We start from the raw sequence: 19,180 nt of genomic DNA on the forward strand, positions 1-19,180 counted from the left end.
GATAATAATATAGAGCACCTTCGTAAATGGAGGTGCTTTTTTTTGCACCAAAATTATCGGAGCTTAATGCTTTAATCACCCAATTACATTACTTATTGCAAATAAATACGTAGAAAAGTAAGTATTAATACGTAATTTTTCTCTAAGTTTAGCCAAGATTTCAAACCAACATGATTTCAGTTTCCGAAGCTTTAGATTTAATTAAAACGCACACTGACCAGTTGCCTGGCGTAAAAATACCGCTGAGGAGTTCATTTGGATGCTTTTTGGCAGAAGAGCTAGTGGCTCCTATCAGCCTGCCATCTTTTCGTCAATCAGCCATGGATGGATATGCTTTTCGATTTGGAGAAATCAGTGAACTGGAAGTCATCGGTGAATGCAAGGCAGGTGATGCTGTGGATTTTGAGATTCAGGCAAATCAGGCTGTGAGAATCTTTACAGGTGCTCGAGTGCCGGATCAAGCAGACACAGTCGTCATGCAGGAACATGTGGAGGTGAATGGAAAGAAAATTTCCATTCTTCAACTACCCGAAAAATCCACTAATGTGCGGGAAGTCGGAGAACAAATACAGGCTGGTGATCAAGTGTTGCCAGCAGGGACAAAGATCAATGAATCTATAATTGGCTTTTTGGCCAGTTTTGGGATCATGGAGGTTTTAGTCTTTAACAAACCCAAAATTACGCTGATCGTAACCGGAAATGAACTTCAGGAGGCTGGAAGTCCCCTGAAGCCCGGATGCATTTATGAAAGCAATGCGATCATGCTGGAGTCCGCTCTGAAGTCACGAGGTTTTGACTCAGTGCGGATTTTGAAAGTTCAGGATGAACTGGAGGCAACAAAGAAGGTCATTGCCGAAGGACTTGAGGATGACATGTTGCTAATCTCCGGCGGTATTTCAGTCGGCGATTACGACTTTGTCAATGCCGCTTTGCAAGCAAATGGCGTTCAGGAGATTTTCTATAAAGTCAATCAAAAACCAGGGAAGCCACTTTGGTTTGGCAAAACGGAGAAGACACTCGTTTTTGCCTTGCCAGGAAATCCTGCTTCTTCGTTGACCTGTTTTCTAATCTATGCATTTTCAGCATTGAAAATCATGTCGGGCAATCCTGATATAGCCTTAAACTTTCAGACTGGAATATTGAAGCATCGCACCTTCAATAAGTTTGGCAAGACACTTTTCATACTTGGAACTGAGAAAAACGGGGAATTGGAAATCTATCCTAAGCAAGCATCCAGTATGTTGATTTCCTATGCTTTGGGAAATGCTTTGGTGATGATTCCTGAGCAAAGGGAAGAACTTGAAGCAGGTGAATCAGTGCAGTTCTTGCCAATAAATAGAAACTAAGATGATCGATTTTCACGACCCTGTTTACATACTTATTTTCTCTGCTATCCTTGCGGTGGTTGCATTTATGTATGCGAGTGTGGGGCACGGAGGAGCCAGCGGCTATCTTGCGATGATGGCTTTGGCAGGAGTTCCGCTCATGGTGATGAAGCCAACAGCGCTGATTCTAAACATTTTCGTGGCTGGTATTTCCTTTGTGTTTTTCCGTCAAGCCAAGCATTTTCGCTGGAAACTCTTTTATCCATTTGCCATCACGTCGATTCCGGCCGCTTTTGCCGGAGGCATGATCACAATCAACGCCACGCTCTATAAGCAGATTTTGGGTGTATTTCTGCTGATCGCTATTTTGAGAATTCTGGGTGTTTTTGGGAAAACTAACTCAGATCAAAATGAACCTGTCAAAACTTATCTCGCATTACTGATTGGTTTGGCAATAGGTTTCTTCTCAGGAATGATCGGCATAGGTGGAGGCATTATCCTGAGTCCAGTGATTCTATTGCTGCGCTGGGGAAATATGAAAGAGGCTGCTGCGGTATCGGCACTTTTCATTTGGGTCAATTCCGTTTCCGGTGCCTTAGGTTTTGTACTCGGTGGGGGAGAAATTCCTATGGAAGCCAGTTTCCTAATACCTGCGGCTGTACTCGGTGGAACATTTGGAGCGATTTACGGAGCTAAAAAGTTCTCTAATGTAACCTTGAAATACATTCTTTCGATCGTGCTTTTTATCGCTTTTATAAAATTAATGACTGTTTAGACTATGGATAAATCTCAGGAAATAACGGCCTACGTACTCTGTGGAGGGAAAAGCGTTCGTATGCAAGCGGAAAAGGGCTTGGTTCTCTACAAAGGCAAACCCTTTATCCGTTGGATAATTGAGGCAATTATGCCGATTACCTCCAATATCATTTTGGTGACCAGCAATGGCGATTATAGCTTAGTTGGCCTGCCGATGATTGAGGATACTTATGCAGACAAAGGGCCGGTGGGCGGAATTTTCACTGCGTTGAATCACAGTAAAACAACGCGAAACCTGATTCTGAGCTGTGATATTCCAAAGATCACTACGGAACTTCTTAGAACTGTGACTGATGAAAGTTGGGAAACTGAAGCTCCTGTGACCTTTCTCAGTGATGGGAAAAATGATTATCCGCTGATCGGTGTTTATAGTAAATCAGCCTTAAAGATCTTTGCTGATGCGATTTCAGCTGATAAATTAAAGCTTTGCCCGCTGGTGAATATGATCTCACATCAGAAAATCAGCATCAATTCTGATCAGAAATCTCTGGTTCAGAATATCAATAGCAAAGCAGAATTACAGTTTCTTAATCTTCTCGACCTATGAAAACTATCACTGGAAAAACCCCGAAAGTCACCCTCCTCGGTGCTGGCCCTGGCGATCCGGATCTACTTACGCTCAAGGCCGTCAAAGCGCTGAACGATGCCGATGTGGTGTTGTATGATTCCTTGGTGAATGAGGAAATACTTAAGCATGCCAATCGAGCTTTGCTAGTTTATGTAGGTAAAAGAAAGGGAAATCACAGCCATACTCAGGATGAAATCAACGAGTTGATCGTGAATTATGCTCAGGAATTTGGGCATGTGGTGCGAGTGAAAGGCGGAGACCCTTTTGTATTTGGAAGAGGAAAAGAGGAAGAAATCTATGCTCAAGAATGTGGCATAGAAACGGCGATTATTCCGGGCATTTCTTCCAGCGTGGCGGTGCCTGCATCGGTTGGAATTCCTGTGACGGCAAGAGGCGTTGCCGAAAGTTTCTGGGTGATCACCGGGACGACTAGCGATAGAGAGCTTTCTAAAGATCTATCCTTAGCTGCGCAATCATCCGCTACAGTGATCGTCTTGATGGGAATGAGCAAGCTTGCCCAAATCGCTGAGATTTATAAATCGGTGGGAAAGGCAGATTTGCCAGTAGCGATTATTCAAGATGGTACCAAATCTGAGCAAAAAGAGGTGGTGGGAACTATAGCTAATATTCTTGAAATCTCCCAAAATCAAGGAATTGGCGCTCCGGCAGTCATTGTGATTGGTGAAGTAGTTCACCTTGCAAGAGGCAGAAACGCGGTGAAGGAAGACTGGGTGTTGGAGGATGAGTTTATCTTTCAAAACTTGAATACCTTGCCATTTATTAATTAATCCGAGCGATCTGTATTAAATTGAAGCTATGATTACCATAAACTACTTTGGAAATATCGCTGAAGCAGCACAAAGTGATTCCGAAACGCTGGACTTGAAGTCCATGAGTTTGGAGGATCTACTGGAACTATTGGATTCTAAATATGGGATTAAGAAATTCCAATTTCAGGTGGCCGTTAATCGCAAAATCATCTCAACTAAGCAAGGCTTGAGCCTGTCGGATCGAGACGAGATCGCATTGCTTCCCCCATTTTCAGGAGGGTAAAAATGGAAAGATTCCAACGACAGACGATTCTTCCCGGCATAGGGATATCCGGTCAGCAAAAGTTGCAAGATAGCAAAGTGCTGGTGGTCGGTGCAGGAGGATTAGGTTGCGCCGTACTGCCTTATTTGGCCTCGGCGGGAGTTGGTAGTCTGGGCATAGTAGATGGGGATAAAGTTGAGTTAAGCAATCTGCACAGACAGGTTTTATATTCAGAGAAATCTATTGGTGAGTTCAAGGTGTTGGAATCCGAAAAGGCCTTGAGTTCCATGAATTCAAAACTTACTATTACTACATATCCGGTTTTTCTCACCCATGAAAATGTGGATAACTTGATTGCTGATTACGACTTAGTAATTGATGCGACGGACAATACCGAAGTAAGATATATACTAGATGAGGCATGTAGAGTAGCTGGTAAGGCTATGATCTACGGTTCGATTTTCCGTTTTCAGGGACAGGTTTCGGTTTTCAATTACCAGGGAGGGCCTTCTTATCGAAGTCTTTTTCCGGAGGAAGATCAAAGCTCGCTGAATTGTGCGGAAGCCGGAGTTTTGGGTACCACAGTGGGAATGATAGGAATGCTGCAGGCAAATGAAGCGTTAAAGATTATTCTGGGAATCGGAGAAATCCTTTCAGGGAAAATACTGATTTATAACATGCTGAAGAATGATCAGCAGATCTTTGAATTGGCAGTTCAAATGGAACCAGTTTCCGAAAAGGTAACTTCTCCAACGATAGATTTGATTTCAGCGGAAAAAGCCTTGGTAGAAGGAGGTCTTCTGCTAGATGTTCGTGAACTTGGGGAAAAGCCAGTCGTTTCGTCAGAATATTGTATTAAGATTCCGCTTTCAGTTTTGGAGAGTAGATTGGATGAAATCTCGAAGGAAGCAAAAATCAGCGTTTTCTGTCAGGCAGGAACTCGGGCAATTTCGGCAGCTAAAATCCTAAAGAAGGCAAATTTTATGCAAGTGAAAGCCATTCGTGGTGGAGCTGCAGACTTATTGAAATTGATAACAAATGAAAAAAGTATTTCTTGAAGGAGCAATTTCTTCAGCATTCATAGCAGATTCTATTGCAAAGCACCAAAGCAAGCATAGCATCGGAGCGCATAATATATTTCTCGGTCAGGTTCGAGCGGATGAGGTGGGAGATCAAAAAGTAGTGGCTATAGAGTACACGACTTATGAGGAAATGGCCAATGAAAAGTTACATGAAATTCGTGAGGCTGCGTTTGAGAAATTTGATCTGACTTGCCTCCATATTTACCATAGTTTGGGAACGGTGAAAGTCGGGGAGATTTGCATTTTTGTCTTCGTTTCTTCGCCTAGAAGAAAGCAGGTTTATGAAGCCACCGAATGGCTAGTGAATAAGGTGAAAGAGGAAGTTCCGATCTTCGGTAAGGAGATTTTGGACAACGAGGAGCATCAATGGAAAGTAAACAGTTAAAAAATTTAAAAGGCTAGAGTCTGAATTCTGAAAAGGAGTTGGATAGATTGGTTGATAATTAGTCCATAGTCACCCTGAGTGAGAAAAATTTAAAAAAGAGCGATGACGGTGTCGGGCTGAGCACTTGAGAGACGAGAGTCTCGAAATCGAAGCCTACTTTAAAACAAGTAAAATTATTGTCCTCGACTCCGCTCGGACTGACACGATTTGCTGTGAAATACATAATCCGTCATTGGTAGCGAATTCGAAGGGTCTTCATTCAGAATGACACTAGTTAGATAAAAAATAGAAATGGTTGATATCACACATAAAGTCACTACCCTTCGCACGGCAAAAGCTCAGGCGATTGTACATGTCAGTTCTGCTGAGACCATCGCGGCTGTGGTGGAAAACCGAGTGCCAAAGGGGAATGTCTTCGAAATGGCAAAGGTTGCTGGGCTTTTCGCAGTGAAAAATACCCACATTACCATTCCCGACTGTCATCCACTTCCGGTGGAATACACGGCGGTGGAATATGAGATCGATGGGTTGGAAATCCGAATTTATATCACGGTGAAGACCGTGTATAAAACTGGCGTAGAAGTGGAAGCCATGCATGGAGCTTCGGTGATTGCCTTGACCATGTACGATATGCTGAAGCCGATCGATAAGGGAATTGTTATCCGCGAGATTGGGTTGGTAGAGAAGACAGGCGGAAAATCCAGTTTCAATGACAAAAACCCAAAGCTGATTCAAGCCGCTGTGATCGTCTGTTCGGACTCTATTTCCAAGGGAATAAAAGAAGACCGGGCTGGAAAAGTGATTGTGGATAAGTTGAAATCACATGGAGTGGAAGTAACTTCCTATGAGGTGATTCCAGATGAGATAGAGCAAATCAGAAGCAAGGCATTTGAGCATTCGGAGAAGAATCAATTGGTTATTTTCACGGGTGGAACTGGGTTGTCGAAGCGGGATGTAACGCCAGAGGCTTTGGAACCAATATTGGAGCGAAGAATTCCAGGTATCGAGGAAGCGATCAGAAGTTATGGTCAGAAGATTATGCCTTTTGCGATGCTTTCCAGATCGGTGGCGGGGACGATTGGTGATAGCATTATTTTGGCTTTGCCAGGATCGACCAATGGAGCAAAGGAATCAATGGATGCGGTTTTTCCGCATGTATTACATGTATTTAAAATTTTAAAAGGAGCGAATCATGACCCAATTGGGTAATATTCAGGAGCTGAGAGATAAGTTTGGGAGAGTCCACAATTACCTGCGGATTTCCCTGATCGAGAAGTGTAATCTGCGCTGTAGTTACTGCATGCCCGCCGAAGGAATTCCGCTTAGCCCCAAAGCTCACTTGATGAGTGCGGACGAGGTGCTGGAGTTTGCTCGGATTTTTGTGGGCTTGGGCGTGAATAAAATCCGTCTCACAGGCGGGGAACCTCTGCTTCGAAAAGACATAGGAGTAATTCTCGAAGGACTTTCGAAAATGCCTGTGGATCTTTCGATTACCACCAACGGCTTGCTGATGGATAGGCATGTGGATAACTTCCAAAAACTAGGAATCAAAAAGATTAATTTTAGTCTGGATACCTTGAAAGAGGAGCGCTTTCAAGAACTTACCAGAAGGACAGGGTTCCAAAAAACGCTGGATAATTTCGAGCTCCTTCACGACAAGGACTTTGACCTGAAAATCAACACGGTACTGATCAAAGGTATCAACGACGATGAGCTGGTCGATTTGGTAAATATGACCAAGGACTATAAGGTTTCGGTTCGCTTTATAGAATTTATGCCTTTCGACGGAAATAGCTGGGACAGATCCAAGATGGTTTCGGAGAAAGAAGTTTTGGATCAATTGGGAGCTCACTTCGGAGCGGAGCAAATAGCATCACTTCCGAATGAGGATAATTTTACTGCTCGTAAATTCAAGATTGCTGGATACAAGGGAGATTTCGGAATCATCTCTTCTGTGACCAATCCATTCTGTGGAAGCTGCAACCGTCTTCGATTGACGGCAAACGGACGCATTAAAAATTGTCTTTTTTCCAACCAGGAAACCGATTTGCTAGCCGCGATGCGTGCTGGTGAAAATGTGGAAAACCTGATTTTAGAATCCATTCTCAACAAAAAAGCTGTTCGAGCTGGCATGGATAGCATGGAAAAATTATCTGATCCCGCGCTGCATTCTGATAATAGAAGTATGATTGCGATTGGGGGGTGATCGCAAAAGTTAAACCATTAGCTCTGAATGCGTTTGGACTATGGGTTTTTGGTTTTTAAACTTCTTTCAAAATAACTAGAGTTGTAATATAATTTTTCACGGCTTTTGCGTAAAATATGTTTCTTAATATGGGTTGTATCTGATATATCATCCTTAACTACAACGCTATCTCCCTGAAACATTAATTCATGCCTAATCAAATCATATGGATAGATAATAATCCTTTTCTTTGTTTCTCTATAATTCCCTGTTCCGTGCCATTCTTGTAAATCATCTGAATATAGATTGTTAATAAAAATAGCATCATCTTCTATGCTATCTTTTTGAATAAATGTATAACAGTTGCTTATCCAAGGAGAGTTTGTTTGACAATAAGTTATTGAATCTTGTGCAATCAAAGGCTCAGTAAAGGCAACGAAAATTGATGTGTAAAACAGGGTTCTTATTAAGATTTTCATATCCTGCAGGTTTAAAAGGGCTTTTATGAGACTAAATTATAGATTATTTCTATTTAGTATCAATTAGCCTTGAAATTACTTTTAGTTGGTGGAAACGGACTGAAAAATTAAGGAGTTTGCACGTGGAAGACAATGAAATCTTCGCCCATCGACTTTGTTTTCACAGGATATTATTAAGATCTATTCCGGTTTGAGAAGAATCTCCAAGGTGGATTGGCAAAAGACCGTTGTGAAATGAATTTATCTATTTCACAGTAAAGCTTATTTTTTTGCCAAGTCCATATTCCAATAGTCGGTAAAGAGTAGAAAGCTGAATGTCACTTTTGCCGTTTTCAATTCTTGAGATAAAACTTTTCTTTGCACCAATTTTATCAGCAAGTTGCTCCTGGGTCATATCTGCAAGCTTTCTTTCTTCCTTAATTAGTTCTCCGATAGCAAATGCCTTTGCTTTGATTTCAAACTCTGTTCGGTCTTTAGAACCGCGTTTGTCAAGGTGACTACTAAATGTCTTGATATTTTCGTCTATAGCTTGAATAGAGAAATTATTTTTATCGTACGCATCAATTAGTACGGCTAATACGTCAGCTTCATCACTTTCTTCTGTTCCGATTTTAGCATTAAAAAGTTGATCAAGCCTTTCTAGTGCAGATTGATACTCCTTTTCAGATTTTATAAGTTTGGAATCCATGGCATAAGTATTTTTTTCATCAGTGAGGCCATTTAAGTAAAAGTAAGGTTACACTATTTCCTACTTCAACGTAATCGAAATATCTAGATGTCCTCCTAGGCCTTCATTAATAATTCTTTGGAGAGTAGAGAATCGAATGTCTTTTAGGTTTCTTTCAAGCTTGGAAATATATGACTTATTCGTTCCGGCCAATTCAGCCAATTGCTCTTGAGTCAGTCCTTTCTCTTCTCTTGCTTGCTGTATCAGCACCCCAAGCTTAAATGCGTCATATTCGGATTCAAATGTCTCTCGTTGCTCAGTGCCTTTTACGCCTACATTCTCATCAATAAATTCATCGAGGCTTTTCAAATTTTTATTTGCTGTCATAATATTCTTGTTTTATTTGTTCGGCTCTTTCTATTTCGCTTTTTGGAGTTTTCTGACTTTTCTTCTGAAATCCATTTCCTACAACAACGAGATTATCTTTGTCGAAGAAGCAGAAGATTCTGAATATGTTACTTCCGACCTGGACAAAGATTTCATATAGGCCCGAAGAGTTCGTCAGATGTTTGAAATACAGCTCGGGAATTCTATCTACTTCTTCAATGATTTTAAGAGTCCAAAGGATTTTCCCTTGAACCTTAGTATTCTGCTTTTCATAAAATTCCCAGAAATACTCTTTGAAAAAGCTGACCCTCCGAAATTTAGCCATAGGACAAAAATAATGAAAGTAGTCCAATAAGACTACTTGTCTGAAATGTTTTTAATGTTACTTGAAGTAAATAGCCCTAAACAAAAAAAAAGCCTTTCGGCTCTCTTTTTATAAATCATCTTCTTCAAAATCATCCGGATCACCCGGCCCCATATCAAACATGGAGCTAAATAAGTCCTTAAACTGTAAGCCAGTATCCAGCACTTTTTTGCTTAGCTGAGAGAATTCAGCCAAACCATGAAGTGCAAATTCCATAAAGAATTCCTTCTCTTTTTCCGGAATATCTTTCACCAATTGAGTCACTACTTCTTCCAAACCAGGTACGGAATGAAGTGCAGATTTGTAATCCTTGTCTCCCTGAGAAGCTAGAATATCCAATTCATTTCCTTCACCAAACCAAGCCAAAGGCAACACATAAGGATTTCCCTGCTTTTCTTTCTTCTTCTGCTCAGGAGATGGGAAATAGTTTACGAATTGTGAGCGAATGGCTTTTCCGATCAAATTATACGCAACCAAACCGGCACCTTCTTGCTCTCCTTCATAGACCAGCTCCACTTTTCCAGTGATTGCCGGGATCACTCCGATCAGGTCAGCAATTCGAATAATGGTATTGCTTTCTCCATTCATATACATTCTGCGCTCGGCTGCGGAAATCAGGTTTTCGTAAGCTGAAATCGTTAATCTCGCCGAAACTCCACTTTTCTCGTCCACAAACTCAGAACTTCTTGCCTCGATAGCAATCTGCTCGATCAAGTCCTTCATCAATTCAGGCACGTAGATATTATCCACAGGTTTGCCTTTTAGATTGGCCTCTTGTGCAGTAATTCTTCTTCCTATCTCGATAGATTTTGGATAATGCGTGATGATCTGGCTTTCAATTCTATCTTTCAGCGGAGTGACAATGCTTCCGCGATTTGTGTAATCTTCTGGATTTGCAGTAAAGACGAACTGAATATCCAGGGGCAATCTCAATTTGAAACCACGAATCTGAATATCACCCTCCTGAAGAATATTGAAAAGTGCAACCTGAATTCTAGCCTGCAAATCCGGCAATTCATTGATCACAAAAATGGAACGATGCGATCTTGGCACCAAACCGTAATGAATCACTCGCTCGTCATTGTAACTCAATTTCATTGTGGCGGCCTTGATAGGATCTACATCCCCGATCAAATCGGCTACGGATACGTCAGGAGTTGCTAGTTTCTCTGTGTAACGATCATCTCTATGCCACCATCCGATAGGAGTATGATCGCCTTTTTCCTCTATCAAATCTCTCGCATAAGAAGTCAAGGGCTGTAAGGGATCATCATTCAGCTCCGCACCAAAAACCACAGGAACATATTCATCCAAAAGATGCGTCATCATTCTTGCAATTCTTGTCTTAGCCTGTCCTCTCAATCCAAGCAAATTGATGTTGTGTCTAGAAAGTATCGCCCGCTCAATGTCAGGAATCACCGTGTCCTCGTATCCCCAGATTCCTTCAAAGACATTTTCCTTTCGCTTGATCTTTAAGATTAAATTGTCGCGAAGTTCTTCTTTTATGGATTTGGATTCGTAGCCCGCAGCTTTGAGTTGGCCGAGGGTTTTTATCTGAATGAGTTCTTTTGGTGTCAGTTTTTGGTAGTCCATATTACTTACAAGCGTTTCGTTCTATTGCGTTTATAATCTTCAAAAATTAGGTCGCCAAGCCCTTTCAGACTGCTGTAATAGGCATTCCCGTTATTTACTTTGGTAAATTCCTTCACAAACTCCTTCAGATAAGGATCCGAAGCAATCATAAATGTCGTCACCGGTATTTTCAATTTTCGGCATTGAGCTGCGAGTTTCAGCGTTTCGCTGAGGATTTTGCTGTCTATCCCAAAAGCATTTTTGTAATACTTGATTCCCACTTTCAGGCAAGTTGGCTTGCCATCGGTGATCATGAAAATCTGTTTGTTTGGATTTTTTCTCCTTCTCAGTAAATCCATCGCCAATTCCAATCCAGCAACTGTATTCGTGTGATATGGACCAACTTGCAGATAAGGCAAATCTTTGATTTCTATTTGCCAGGCATCATTTCCGAAGACGATGATATCTAGAGTGTCTTTAGGATAGCGGGTTTTGATGAGTTCTGCCAAAGCCATGGCCACCTTCTTCGCAGGAGTAATCCTATCCTCCCCGTACAAAATCATGGAGTGGGAAATATCAATCATCAGCACTGTGGAGGTCTGAGATCGAAATTCATTTTCCGCTACTTCCAAATCACCTTCTGTCAGCAGATATTCTCCTGAAAAACCGTGATTTGCCTGAGCGTTTCTAAGTGAATCTGTCAAAGCAATCTGATCTAGATTGTCCCCAAATTCATATGCTCTTCGATCAGTGCCTCTTTCATCGCCTTGACCGGAATGAGTGGTTTTATGCTGACCTGATTTTCCCCGTTTGAGTTTACCGAAAATCTCCTCCAAAGCTGACTTTCGAATGGTCTGTTCAGCTTTGCCAGTGATCTTAAATTCACCTTTTTGATTTTCCTCGGTGAGATAGCCTTTGCTTTTCAAGTCCTCGATAAAGTCTCCAATTCCATAATTGGGATTGGTCATGTTGTAGCGACTGTCCAAGTTGGTAAGCCAGCTCAGCGCTTCAGCGACATCCCCGCCAGTCATGGTGATGAGTTGCAAAAATATATTCAGCAGATTCTCGAACGTATTCTTCTCAGGATCCTGAGTGGGTACGAACTGAGTGAATCGAAATCCTTTCATTTATTAAGATTTTAGATGCTAGAAGCAAGATACAAGACTTTTGAGTTTTGCCTTTGAGTAATAAAGTAGATGGCAAAATGCTTCTATCCCATAATTAAACCCTCTTTTCATTCCAATCAGGGACATAACAAGAAGATGGGTATGGTAGTTTAATATACGGAGCAAAAAGGCAAAAAAGATAATCCGAGTATGGATTGTCAGGATTCAAAAAATTCTTTTGGTGACAGAATGGGAATTTTTTGTGCTGATTTGAAGTCTTTCTTGTCGCGTGTAATCAAGAAATCAGCATTGTTTTCCAAAGCAGTAAAATACTGAAGAGCATCCTCTTTATCCTTAAAATCGGAATTGATGGATTTGAAAATGACATTCTTTCCTCCAGAAACCACTTCACAAACCCTAATAAATTCACCCATTGTAAACTCTGAGTATGGTAGTTTGTAAACATTAAAGGCTAAATAATACAAATTTCCCAAGCTGCTTTCTGCTATTTGTAATTGAGCTAATCCTTTTGAATGTAAATTCAAAAATAATTTTGCGTCATTATAAAAGGGCTCTCTCTTTCCTATAATATCCAAAACTACGTTGGTGTCTAAAAAAATCTTAACCATATTTTTCTCTTAGGTAATTTTTCAGCGCTGATTTGTCAGAAACATTTGGGGCTTTTGTAGGCTTCATCTCCTCCAGTCTCTTTAATAAGCGACTGGCTGCAAGTTGGGAGTCTGTCTGTTCAATCTGAGGATTCTCCATTTCAAATATTTCTTCAAACATTTTCGAAAGGGAAATACCCTTACTGGCTGCCTTTAGCTTTGCCTTTTCTACAATTTTTTTGTCTACAGTGAGCGTGAGTTTTGTTTTCATAAATCTGGGAGCACGTGTTCAAATAAATATACGTGTCTTTACTGGAAAAAAGTTCGGTAATGTTGTTTGACTACTACTAAAATTAAACTCCCCTATCTTTACTCCATGACTCCCGCCGAGAAAAATGCCTCCATCATCAAATCCACCGCCAAGCGGCTGGGATTTGACTTTTGTGGGATAGCGAAAGCGGGATTTCTCGAAGAGGAAGCGCCGAAATTGGAAGAATGGCTCAATCGGAATTACAATGGTGAAATGGGCTATTTGGCCAATCACTTTGACAAACGACTGGACCCTACTAAACTTGTGGAAGGTGCTAAAACCGTGGTTTCTTTGATCTACAATTACTACCCAGAACAGAAACTTCCTGAAACCTCAAACTCCATCAAGCTTGCTAAATACGCCTACGGGGAGGATTATCACTTTGTCATTCGGGACAAACTCAATGAATTTCTGGAAATCCTCCGGGACGAAATCGGAGAAATCGATGGACGTGGGTTTGTGGATTCTGCCCCAGTGATGGAGCGGCAATGGGCGCAAAAAGCAGGATTGGGCTGGCTCGGTAAAAATAGTCTTTTGCTGAATCGGGAGATTGGTAGTTTCTTCTTTCTTGCCGAATTGATCATCGATCTGGAAGTCATTCCGGATACTCCTTTAGCAAAAGACTACTGTGGTACCTGCACTGCCTGCATCGATGCATGTCCTACAGATGCAATTGTGGATAACGGAGTCATCGACGGTTCCCGATGCATTTCTTACCTGACGATTGAACTGAAAGACGCCATCCCTATCGAATTCAAAAGCCAAATGGAGAATTGGGCCTTTGGCTGTGATATCTGCCAAGATGTTTGCCCTTGGAATAGATTTTCAAAACCACATCAAGAGCCTAAATTCCAACCTCATCCTGAACTGGCAGAATTTACGAATAGGGATTGGCAGGAAATCACCGAGGAAACTTTCCGCAAGGTTTTTAAAAAATCAGCGGTAAAGCGCACTAAACTTGCTGGACTGAAAAGAAATGTCGACTTTCTTACCTCTAAATAACGTCACCCGAGATTCTTATGAGCCCTCAAACGCCCAATCTAAAATCTGTACAGAAGCTTTTCAAGCCCAAAAAAAAGAAGAGTAAAAAAACTCATAAAATCGGCTTGGCCCCAGGTGCTTTGATTTATACTGGCGAGAAAAAGCTGGAGAAAGTATTAATCAACATTATCACCTATGATGAAGTTGATTTCTATGAGGAATCTGTCCTGCTCGATCAGCTCGGAGAGCATTTGAAGCTCAAGAAAAATGTGCTTTGGATAGATATCATAGGCTTGCATGATGTAGAAATACTTGAAAAAATAGGCTTGCTTTTTGGCATTCATAAACTTACCCTTGAGGATATTCTGAATGTAGATCAGCGTCCCAAAATGGAAGCATTTGAGGACTATCTTTTTGCAGCTATGAAGATGATCCAGTGCCCCACACCTGAATCTCCCATTGACGATGAGCAAATCAGCTTTATTTTAAAAGACGGGATTCTTCTGACTTTTCAAGAGAAGAAAGGCGATGTATTTGAGTTTGTACGTAGTCGCCTAACAGACCCGAAGCGCACCATACGCCAACGAAAGGCAGATTACTTACTTTATGCACTACTCGATGCAGTAATTGACAATTACTTTATTGTCATGGAAAATGTGGGGGAAAGAATCGAGAATCTGGAATCACAGGCCATGACCTCTCCAGGCACTGAAACACTTAATGCCCTATACATTCAAAGAAGAGAGATGATGGATCTAAGAAGAACCGTCTATCCACTTCGTGAAGTAATCGGTTCGTTCGACAAATATGCTGATGATAAAATCAGTGCCGAGACCAGACCTTTTATCCGGGATCTTTATGAAAATACCATTCAAGTCATAGAGACGATGGAAGTTTTCAGAGATATGTCTTCAGGCGTACTGGATCTCTACATGAACAGTCTTTCCAATCGCATGAATAACATCATGAAAGTTCTGACCATAATCTCTACGATCTTCATTCCGCTGAGTTTTGTGGCAGGAGTCTATGGGATGAACTTTGATAACATGCCTGAACTTCACTGGAAAAATGGATATTTCTTCGTGATGGGAGGAATGGCAACTGCAGTGATCGGTATGCTGTTTTTTTTCCGAAGGAGGAACTGGATATAATTCTATTGAAACCTTAGAATTACATCTTTAGCTCCATTTTTAAGGAGTAATTCCCCAGCGCTTAATTGATAATAACGGACTGATTTAAGAGTCTCTAGGAATTTGTTTTCGAAAGGTAAATCCTGACAAGCCATGCGGGTAGCGCCTACTTCTCCAAATTTAAATGTTTGCTTGTCGCCTATTTCATAGGGACCGAAAATCCGATTACAGCCACCCGATCCACTGAAAGTTTTGCCTCTGGAATCAAAAACCAGATGTGCATCATCCTCAGAACCTGAAGTCTGTACTGGTATTTTCATGATTTCCACCAGCGTCCATTGACGATTGGCCCAGTCTGCATCTGGGTAATTCTTTGAACTACACGATGCAAATGCAAAAGCTAGAACGGCGATTAGTACAAAAGTTAGGTTTCTCATAGTTGGGCGATAGTTAGGTTAAAGAAGTCAGAAATCGAGCCAACTAGTTCCTCTGGGATTATTTAGAACGCTTTCAGGCTTATGTCCAAGCTTTTGACGGAGTGAGTCAAAGCGCCCATGGATATATAATCTACTCCACATTCTGCTACATCAACTAGTGTGTCTTCTGTTATTCCGCCGGAAGCTTCCGTTTTATATTGATTTCCGATCATAGCTACCGCTTCACGCATAGTTGCATAATCCATGTTATCCAGCATGATTTGATCAACTCCACCAACTGCCAGCACCTGTTTGACTTCATCCAGATTTCGAGTTTCGATCTCGATTTTCAGATCAAGGTTATTTGCCTTGAGATAAGCATTTGACCCTTCGATAGCCTGACGAATGCCTCCGGCAAAGTCTACGTGGTTATCCTTTAGCATCACCATATCATAGAGCGCAAATCTGTGATTTACCCCTCCGCCGATCAGCACAGCCCATTTTTCCATCAATCGGAAATTTGGTGTAGTCTTTCTCGTGTCCATCAAGCGCGCTTTGGTGTGGAGGATTTTCTCTGTTAATCTGTGAGTTAGGGTAGCGATTCCGCTCATTCGCTGCATACAATTAAGAACTAGGCGCTCTGAGGAAAGTATAGAAGCGGATGCCCCTTTTACTATGAGACCTATATCTCCATACTTCACTTCATCACCGTCTTTGATCAACAATTCTACTTGGAGATTTGAATCAAAAGTCTTAAAAATCTGCTCAGCCAATTCCATACCCGCAATGATTCCATCATCTTTGATCAGTAATTTTGCTTGGCCAGTTTTTCCTTCTGGAATCGAGGAAAGGGAAGAATAATCACCCGGTCCGATGTCTTCGGCAAAAGCAGCAGCAATAAAAGTGGAAATGGCTTCTTCGGTGAGATAGGATGGTTTCATGCCCAAAAATAGGGATTTGAAGCTCCCGCAAAGGCTTAAAAGCGCAAATTTCTTTAACATCCGAAAGATTGTGTTCTATAGGAACTTTGTAAAAGTCTCAAACCCTAAGGTTCAAATTCAATGATCAAGGAGAAAAAACAGCACCCTATGCAATGTCTATAGGCTATCTGAATTCGTGCCCGTGTTTAAAAAATGCGTTAGCCTTTAACAAATTCAAGGCTGTAGATTTTAAAGTCTGAAGCTTGCTGCGAGACTTTAATAAATACTTTAAATAGGCCTTGATTCGTCTGATAATCACCGATATAAGAACTCAAACTTGGGTTGTTTTCACTTCGAAAAACAAGGCTGAATCCCATAGATGGGTTTTTCTTAAAAAAATCTTTTATCACAAGTTCTGCCTGGTTTTTAGAATAATCTCCCTGCAATCCGTTAACATTTAAGGAAATGCTAGAATCGAAATATTTGGCCAAGTCGCTGCTTGAACCGTTGTCAATGGCAGAAATAATCGTATCGATGGATTTTATAGTGTCAATTTCCATTACTGGAGATTGTACAAACAAGAAAATTGAAACGATTAAACTTAATACTGAGGTCATTGTCCATGCTAGGCAAATACTAAGCCAAAAAAGGAATCATGTTCTGCATTTTTAAGTTTACCAAGTGCAGGCCGTTGAAGTTTTGTCTAATCAGGATTTCGGGGCTACTTTGCTCGAATTATAATATATTTGCGGTATGGATAAGAAAGTACTTTTAATGATTTTGGATGGCTGGGGAATAGCCACCAACCCTTCTGTTTCTGCGATTGACAAAGCTAAAACTCCCTTTGTAGATAGCCTTTACACCAAATATCCACATGCTAAACTGGAGGCTTCCGGTCTAGCAGTTGGCTTGCCAGAAGGTCAAATGGGTAACTCCGAGGTAGGGCACATGAACATCGGTGCTGGTCGTGTAGTTTATCAGGATTTGGTTAAAATCAACCTTGCCGTCGCAAATGGAGAGCTTAACACGCATCCCGTTTTGGCTGCTGCTTTTGCGAAAGCCAAAGCATCCAAAAAGAAAGTTCACTTCATGGGTTTACTTTCAGATGGTGGAGTACATGCTCATATCACACATCTTAAAGGTCTTTGTGATGCAGCAAAATTCCATGGTATGGAAGATGTATTTATTCATGCTTTCACAGATGGAAGAGATACAGATCCAAAAGGCGGAATAGGCTATTTGGAAGATCTTCAGGCACATTTGGCTCACTCTACTGGTCGAGTAGCTTCAGTGGTAGGTCGTTACTATGCAATGGATCGAGATAATCGATGGGAGCGAGTAAAGTTGGCTTACGATGCTATGGTAAAAGGTGAGGGTGAAAAATCCAAAGACATCATCGCAGCCATGCGTAAATCTTATGAAAATGGTGTCACAGATGAATTTATCCGCCCAATCATCCATGTTGGAGCAGATAATAAGCCTTTGGCAACAATAGAAGAAGGTGATCTTTTGATCTGCTTCAACTTCCGAACTGACCGTGGCAGAGAAATCTCTCAGGCGCTTACGCAGCGTGATTACGAGGATTTCAATATGAAAAAGCTGAATGTAGAGTACGTCACATTCACAAATTATGATGCGACATTCAAAGGAGTAGAAGTTCTTTTCGAAAAAGATAATCTGAATAATACCCTGGGAGAAGTACTGGAAAGAGCGAACAAAAAGCAGATCAGAATAGCTGAAACCGAAAAGTATCCACACGTTACTTTCTTCTTTTCCGGAGGAAGAGAAAAGGAATTTATCGGTGAAAGCAGATTGCTTTGTCCTTCGCCAAAAGTGGCTACTTACGATCTGAAGCCTGAGATGAGCGCTTTTGAAATCGCGTCTAAAATCAATGGAGAATTGAAAAAGAAGAGTGCTGATTTCATTTGCCTAAACTTTGCAAATGCGGATATGGTCGGTCACACAGGTGATTTTGACGCTGCCGTGAAAGCATGTGAAGCAGTAGATGCTTGCGCTGATAGCGTGATCACAACAGCTTTGGCAAATGACTATACGATCATCGTCATCGCCGATCATGGTAATAGTGACATGATGATCAACGCCGACGGCACTCCAAATACAGCTCATACTACTAACCTGGTGCCGTGTATAATGGTAGACAGAAATGATGTCCTTACTATTAAAGACGGGAAATTAGGAGACTTGGCACCTACTATTCTTAAACTAATGGGAATTGAGAAGCCTGAGGATATGACTGGTAATATTTTATTGGCTTAATGAATCAGATCAAAGGTCTTTCTTTCGGAATACTCTTTCTAGGTAGTTTGGGGCTTTTTTCCTGTGTGAATGAATCAGCAGAAGCACTTGGAAAACAACCATACTTTGACCTAGAAGGATTTATTGAGGAGAAAATCCAAGAGATAGATAATGTGGAGGTGGCTAAAACTTCTCAGATTCAGGGAGATGAAAAACAGGCTACTGTGGTCTATTCTATAAAAGAATGGGAGGAGGAATTTGGCATATTCAAAGAAGCGGATATTAACAAAACTTCCTTGCTTCAATCCTATGAGACTAAGTCTTCCAATGATTCGCTGACTCATGAGCTTTTCCCCAATTCAAAAGGAAAGGTGAAATACATCAAAGTGACCTATTTTGAAGACGAGGTAAGTAGCGTTGCGGTCAAAATATCAGATGACAACTTGTTCTACTCTTCTACTACTTTGGCGGATATTTACATGAACAATGCTACCAAATTAATAGACCATTATTCTATTGAGACGACTCAAAAAATCTGGTTTATGGATGCAAATAACATGAAAATCCAAGGAAAGATAGTACCGAATTAAT

General features: G+C 41.2%; 24 protein-coding genes. 13 read left to right on the plus strand and 11 right to left on the minus strand.

From position 1 onward, the window contains the following. Positions 1-170: 170 nt before the first annotated feature. The 9 genes from glp (at position 171) to moaA (ending at position 7,414) form a co-directional block, all read left to right on the plus strand. Complete coding sequence (glp, locus tag ESV85_RS03405) at positions 171-1,346, plus strand: gephyrin-like molybdotransferase Glp (RefSeq protein ID WP_146914824.1); 1,176 nt, start codon at positions 171-173, stop codon at positions 1,344-1,346. Between the two features lies 1 nt (position 1,347). Further along, the gene (locus tag ESV85_RS03410; protein ID WP_146914825.1) at positions 1,348-2,100 is read left to right on the plus strand and encodes a sulfite exporter TauE/SafE family protein; all 753 of its coding nucleotides are present in this window, start codon (positions 1,348-1,350) and stop codon (positions 2,098-2,100) included. A 3-nt stretch (positions 2,101-2,103) separates the two neighbouring features. Further along, positions 2,104-2,688, plus strand: a complete 585-nt coding sequence (locus ESV85_RS03415) for a molybdenum cofactor guanylyltransferase (protein WP_146914826.1) — start codon at positions 2,104-2,106, stop codon at positions 2,686-2,688. After that, positions 2,685-3,497, plus strand: a complete 813-nt coding sequence (gene cobA / locus ESV85_RS03420; RefSeq protein ID WP_146914827.1) for a uroporphyrinogen-III C-methyltransferase — start codon at positions 2,685-2,687, stop codon at positions 3,495-3,497. Before ESV85_RS03415 ends, cobA begins: the two co-directional genes overlap by 4 nt. 28 nt (positions 3,498-3,525) lie before the next feature. Next, positions 3,526-3,762, plus strand: a complete 237-nt coding sequence (locus tag ESV85_RS03425; RefSeq protein WP_146914828.1) for a MoaD/ThiS family protein — start codon at positions 3,526-3,528, stop codon at positions 3,760-3,762. A gap of 2 nt (positions 3,763-3,764) precedes the next feature. Then, entirely contained in the window at positions 3,765-4,799 is a 1,035-nt protein-coding gene (gene moeB, locus ESV85_RS03430; protein ID WP_146914829.1) for a HesA/MoeB/ThiF family protein, read from the plus strand. Further along, a complete protein-coding gene (locus ESV85_RS03435; protein ID WP_092894442.1) occupies positions 4,780-5,208 on the plus strand; it encodes a molybdenum cofactor biosynthesis protein MoaE in 429 nt (142 codons plus the stop codon). The genes moeB and ESV85_RS03435 overlap by 20 nt, the downstream gene beginning before the upstream one ends. Positions 5,209-5,499: 291 nt before the next feature. Beyond that, the gene (moaCB, locus tag ESV85_RS03440; protein WP_146914830.1) at positions 5,500-6,417 is read left to right on the plus strand and encodes a bifunctional molybdenum cofactor biosynthesis protein MoaC/MoaB; all 918 of its coding nucleotides are present in this window, start codon (positions 5,500-5,502) and stop codon (positions 6,415-6,417) included. After that, positions 6,401-7,414 (plus strand): GTP 3',8-cyclase MoaA, encoded by a 1,014-nt coding sequence (gene moaA / locus ESV85_RS03445; protein ID WP_146914831.1) that lies wholly within the window; start codon positions 6,401-6,403, stop codon positions 7,412-7,414. Before moaCB ends, moaA begins: the two co-directional genes overlap by 17 nt. Before the next feature lie 38 nt (positions 7,415-7,452). Here the strand turns inward: moaA and ESV85_RS03450 are convergent, their stop codons facing one another. From ESV85_RS03450 to ESV85_RS03485, 8 genes are all read right to left on the minus strand, one after another. Continuing rightward, the gene (locus ESV85_RS03450) at positions 7,453-7,872 is read right to left on the minus strand and encodes a hypothetical protein (RefSeq protein WP_146914832.1); all 420 of its coding nucleotides are present in this window, start codon (positions 7,870-7,872) and stop codon (positions 7,453-7,455) included. Positions 7,873-8,116: 244 nt separating this feature from the next. Next, positions 8,117-8,560 (minus strand): helix-turn-helix domain-containing protein, encoded by a 444-nt coding sequence (locus tag ESV85_RS03455; protein WP_146914833.1) that lies wholly within the window; start codon positions 8,558-8,560, stop codon positions 8,117-8,119. Between the two features lie 60 nt (positions 8,561-8,620). Next, entirely contained in the window at positions 8,621-8,926 is a 306-nt protein-coding gene (locus ESV85_RS03460) for a helix-turn-helix domain-containing protein (RefSeq protein WP_146914834.1), read from the minus strand. Continuing rightward, positions 8,913-9,251, minus strand: a complete 339-nt coding sequence (locus ESV85_RS03465; protein WP_146914835.1) for a type II toxin-antitoxin system RelE/ParE family toxin — start codon at positions 9,249-9,251, stop codon at positions 8,913-8,915. Before ESV85_RS03465 ends, ESV85_RS03460 begins: the two co-directional genes overlap by 14 nt. Before the next feature lie 108 nt (positions 9,252-9,359). Continuing rightward, entirely contained in the window at positions 9,360-10,883 is a 1,524-nt protein-coding gene (locus ESV85_RS03470) for a magnesium chelatase (RefSeq protein WP_146914836.1), read from the minus strand. 5 nt (positions 10,884-10,888) lie between these two features. Further along, positions 10,889-11,989 (minus strand): vWA domain-containing protein, encoded by a 1,101-nt coding sequence (locus tag ESV85_RS03475; RefSeq protein ID WP_146914837.1) that lies wholly within the window; start codon positions 11,987-11,989, stop codon positions 10,889-10,891. Between the two features lie 197 nt (positions 11,990-12,186). Next, positions 12,187-12,597: a type II toxin-antitoxin system VapC family toxin gene (locus ESV85_RS03480; RefSeq protein WP_146914838.1), complete on the minus strand. Its 411-nt coding sequence runs from the start codon at positions 12,595-12,597 to the stop codon at positions 12,187-12,189. Further along, a complete protein-coding gene (locus ESV85_RS03485; RefSeq protein WP_146914839.1) occupies positions 12,590-12,847 on the minus strand; it encodes a DUF6364 family protein in 258 nt (85 codons plus the stop codon). The genes ESV85_RS03480 and ESV85_RS03485 overlap by 8 nt, the downstream gene beginning before the upstream one ends. Positions 12,848-12,952: 105 nt before the next feature. Here ESV85_RS03485 and queG point away from each other — a divergent pair, with 105 nt between their 5' ends. Both queG and corA read left to right on the plus strand, forming a co-directional pair. Beyond that, complete coding sequence (gene queG / locus ESV85_RS03490; protein ID WP_146915167.1) at positions 12,953-13,888, plus strand: tRNA epoxyqueuosine(34) reductase QueG; 936 nt, start codon at positions 12,953-12,955, stop codon at positions 13,886-13,888. A gap of 17 nt (positions 13,889-13,905) precedes the next feature. Next, positions 13,906-15,018 (plus strand): magnesium/cobalt transporter CorA, encoded by a 1,113-nt coding sequence (gene corA / locus ESV85_RS03495; protein ID WP_146914840.1) that lies wholly within the window; start codon positions 13,906-13,908, stop codon positions 15,016-15,018. A gap of 2 nt (positions 15,019-15,020) precedes the next feature. Here the strand turns inward: corA and ESV85_RS03500 are convergent, their stop codons facing one another. From ESV85_RS03500 to ESV85_RS03510, 3 genes are all read right to left on the minus strand, one after another. Next, the gene (locus tag ESV85_RS03500) at positions 15,021-15,434 is read right to left on the minus strand and encodes an META domain-containing protein (protein WP_146914841.1); all 414 of its coding nucleotides are present in this window, start codon (positions 15,432-15,434) and stop codon (positions 15,021-15,023) included. Positions 15,435-15,496: 62 nt separating this feature from the next. Further along, positions 15,497-16,354 (minus strand): carboxylating nicotinate-nucleotide diphosphorylase, encoded by an 858-nt coding sequence (gene nadC, locus ESV85_RS03505; protein WP_146914842.1) that lies wholly within the window; start codon positions 16,352-16,354, stop codon positions 15,497-15,499. Positions 16,355-16,551: 197 nt separating this feature from the next. Then, positions 16,552-16,893: a DUF4783 domain-containing protein gene (locus ESV85_RS03510; protein WP_146914843.1), complete on the minus strand. Its 342-nt coding sequence runs from the start codon at positions 16,891-16,893 to the stop codon at positions 16,552-16,554. Between the two features lie 193 nt (positions 16,894-17,086). Between ESV85_RS03510 and gpmI the strand changes: the two genes are divergently transcribed. Continuing rightward, positions 17,087-18,610 carry a 2,3-bisphosphoglycerate-independent phosphoglycerate mutase gene (gene gpmI, locus ESV85_RS03515; RefSeq protein ID WP_146914844.1) on the plus strand — a complete coding sequence of 508 codons (1,524 nt, stop codon included), beginning with the start codon at positions 17,087-17,089 and terminating at the stop codon, positions 18,608-18,610. After that, positions 18,610-19,179: a hypothetical protein gene (locus ESV85_RS03520; RefSeq protein ID WP_146914845.1), complete on the plus strand. Its 570-nt coding sequence runs from the start codon at positions 18,610-18,612 to the stop codon at positions 19,177-19,179. Before gpmI ends, ESV85_RS03520 begins: the two co-directional genes overlap by 1 nt. Position 19,180 lies beyond the last annotated feature (1 nt).

The sequence above is a fragment of the Algoriphagus aquimarinus genome (assembly GCF_007997215.1).
GTDB lineage: Bacteria > Bacteroidota > Bacteroidia > Cytophagales > Cyclobacteriaceae > Algoriphagus > Algoriphagus aquimarinus_A.

Excerpts from the sequence above, each read along its gene's own strand:
- glp (WP_146914824.1), top strand. The coding sequence starts at position 171 with ATGATTTCAGTTTCCGAAGCTTTAGATTTAATTAAAACGCACACTGAC.
- ESV85_RS03410 (WP_146914825.1), top strand. The coding sequence starts at position 1,348 with ATGATCGATTTTCACGACCCTGTTTACATACTTATTTTCTCTGCTATC.
- ESV85_RS03415 (WP_146914826.1), top strand. The coding sequence starts at position 2,104 with ATGGATAAATCTCAGGAAATAACGGCCTACGTACTCTGTGGAGGGAAA.
- cobA (WP_146914827.1), top strand. The coding sequence starts at position 2,685 with ATGAAAACTATCACTGGAAAAACCCCGAAAGTCACCCTCCTCGGTGCT.
- ESV85_RS03425 (WP_146914828.1), top strand. The coding sequence starts at position 3,526 with ATGATTACCATAAACTACTTTGGAAATATCGCTGAAGCAGCACAAAGT.
- moeB (WP_146914829.1), top strand. The coding sequence starts at position 3,765 with ATGGAAAGATTCCAACGACAGACGATTCTTCCCGGCATAGGGATATCC.
- ESV85_RS03435 (WP_092894442.1), top strand. The coding sequence starts at position 4,780 with ATGAAAAAAGTATTTCTTGAAGGAGCAATTTCTTCAGCATTCATAGCA.
- moaCB (WP_146914830.1), top strand. The coding sequence starts at position 5,500 with ATGGTTGATATCACACATAAAGTCACTACCCTTCGCACGGCAAAAGCT.
- moaA (WP_146914831.1), top strand. The coding sequence starts at position 6,401 with ATGACCCAATTGGGTAATATTCAGGAGCTGAGAGATAAGTTTGGGAGA.
- ESV85_RS03450 (WP_146914832.1), bottom strand. The coding sequence starts at position 7,872 with ATGAAAATCTTAATAAGAACCCTGTTTTACACATCAATTTTCGTTGCC.
- ESV85_RS03455 (WP_146914833.1), bottom strand. The coding sequence starts at position 8,560 with ATGGATTCCAAACTTATAAAATCTGAAAAGGAGTATCAATCTGCACTA.
- ESV85_RS03460 (WP_146914834.1), bottom strand. The coding sequence starts at position 8,926 with ATGACAGCAAATAAAAATTTGAAAAGCCTCGATGAATTTATTGATGAG.
- ESV85_RS03465 (WP_146914835.1), bottom strand. The coding sequence starts at position 9,251 with ATGGCTAAATTTCGGAGGGTCAGCTTTTTCAAAGAGTATTTCTGGGAA.
- ESV85_RS03470 (WP_146914836.1), bottom strand. The coding sequence starts at position 10,883 with ATGGACTACCAAAAACTGACACCAAAAGAACTCATTCAGATAAAAACC.
- ESV85_RS03475 (WP_146914837.1), bottom strand. The coding sequence starts at position 11,989 with ATGAAAGGATTTCGATTCACTCAGTTCGTACCCACTCAGGATCCTGAG.
- ESV85_RS03480 (WP_146914838.1), bottom strand. The coding sequence starts at position 12,597 with ATGGTTAAGATTTTTTTAGACACCAACGTAGTTTTGGATATTATAGGA.
- ESV85_RS03485 (WP_146914839.1), bottom strand. The coding sequence starts at position 12,847 with ATGAAAACAAAACTCACGCTCACTGTAGACAAAAAAATTGTAGAAAAG.
- queG (WP_146915167.1), top strand. The coding sequence starts at position 12,953 with ATGACTCCCGCCGAGAAAAATGCCTCCATCATCAAATCCACCGCCAAG.
- corA (WP_146914840.1), top strand. The coding sequence starts at position 13,906 with ATGAGCCCTCAAACGCCCAATCTAAAATCTGTACAGAAGCTTTTCAAG.
- ESV85_RS03500 (WP_146914841.1), bottom strand. The coding sequence starts at position 15,434 with ATGAGAAACCTAACTTTTGTACTAATCGCCGTTCTAGCTTTTGCATTT.
- nadC (WP_146914842.1), bottom strand. The coding sequence starts at position 16,354 with ATGAAACCATCCTATCTCACCGAAGAAGCCATTTCCACTTTTATTGCT.
- ESV85_RS03510 (WP_146914843.1), bottom strand. The coding sequence starts at position 16,893 with ATGGAAATTGACACTATAAAATCCATCGATACGATTATTTCTGCCATT.
- gpmI (WP_146914844.1), top strand. The coding sequence starts at position 17,087 with ATGGATAAGAAAGTACTTTTAATGATTTTGGATGGCTGGGGAATAGCC.
- ESV85_RS03520 (WP_146914845.1), top strand. The coding sequence starts at position 18,610 with ATGAATCAGATCAAAGGTCTTTCTTTCGGAATACTCTTTCTAGGTAGT.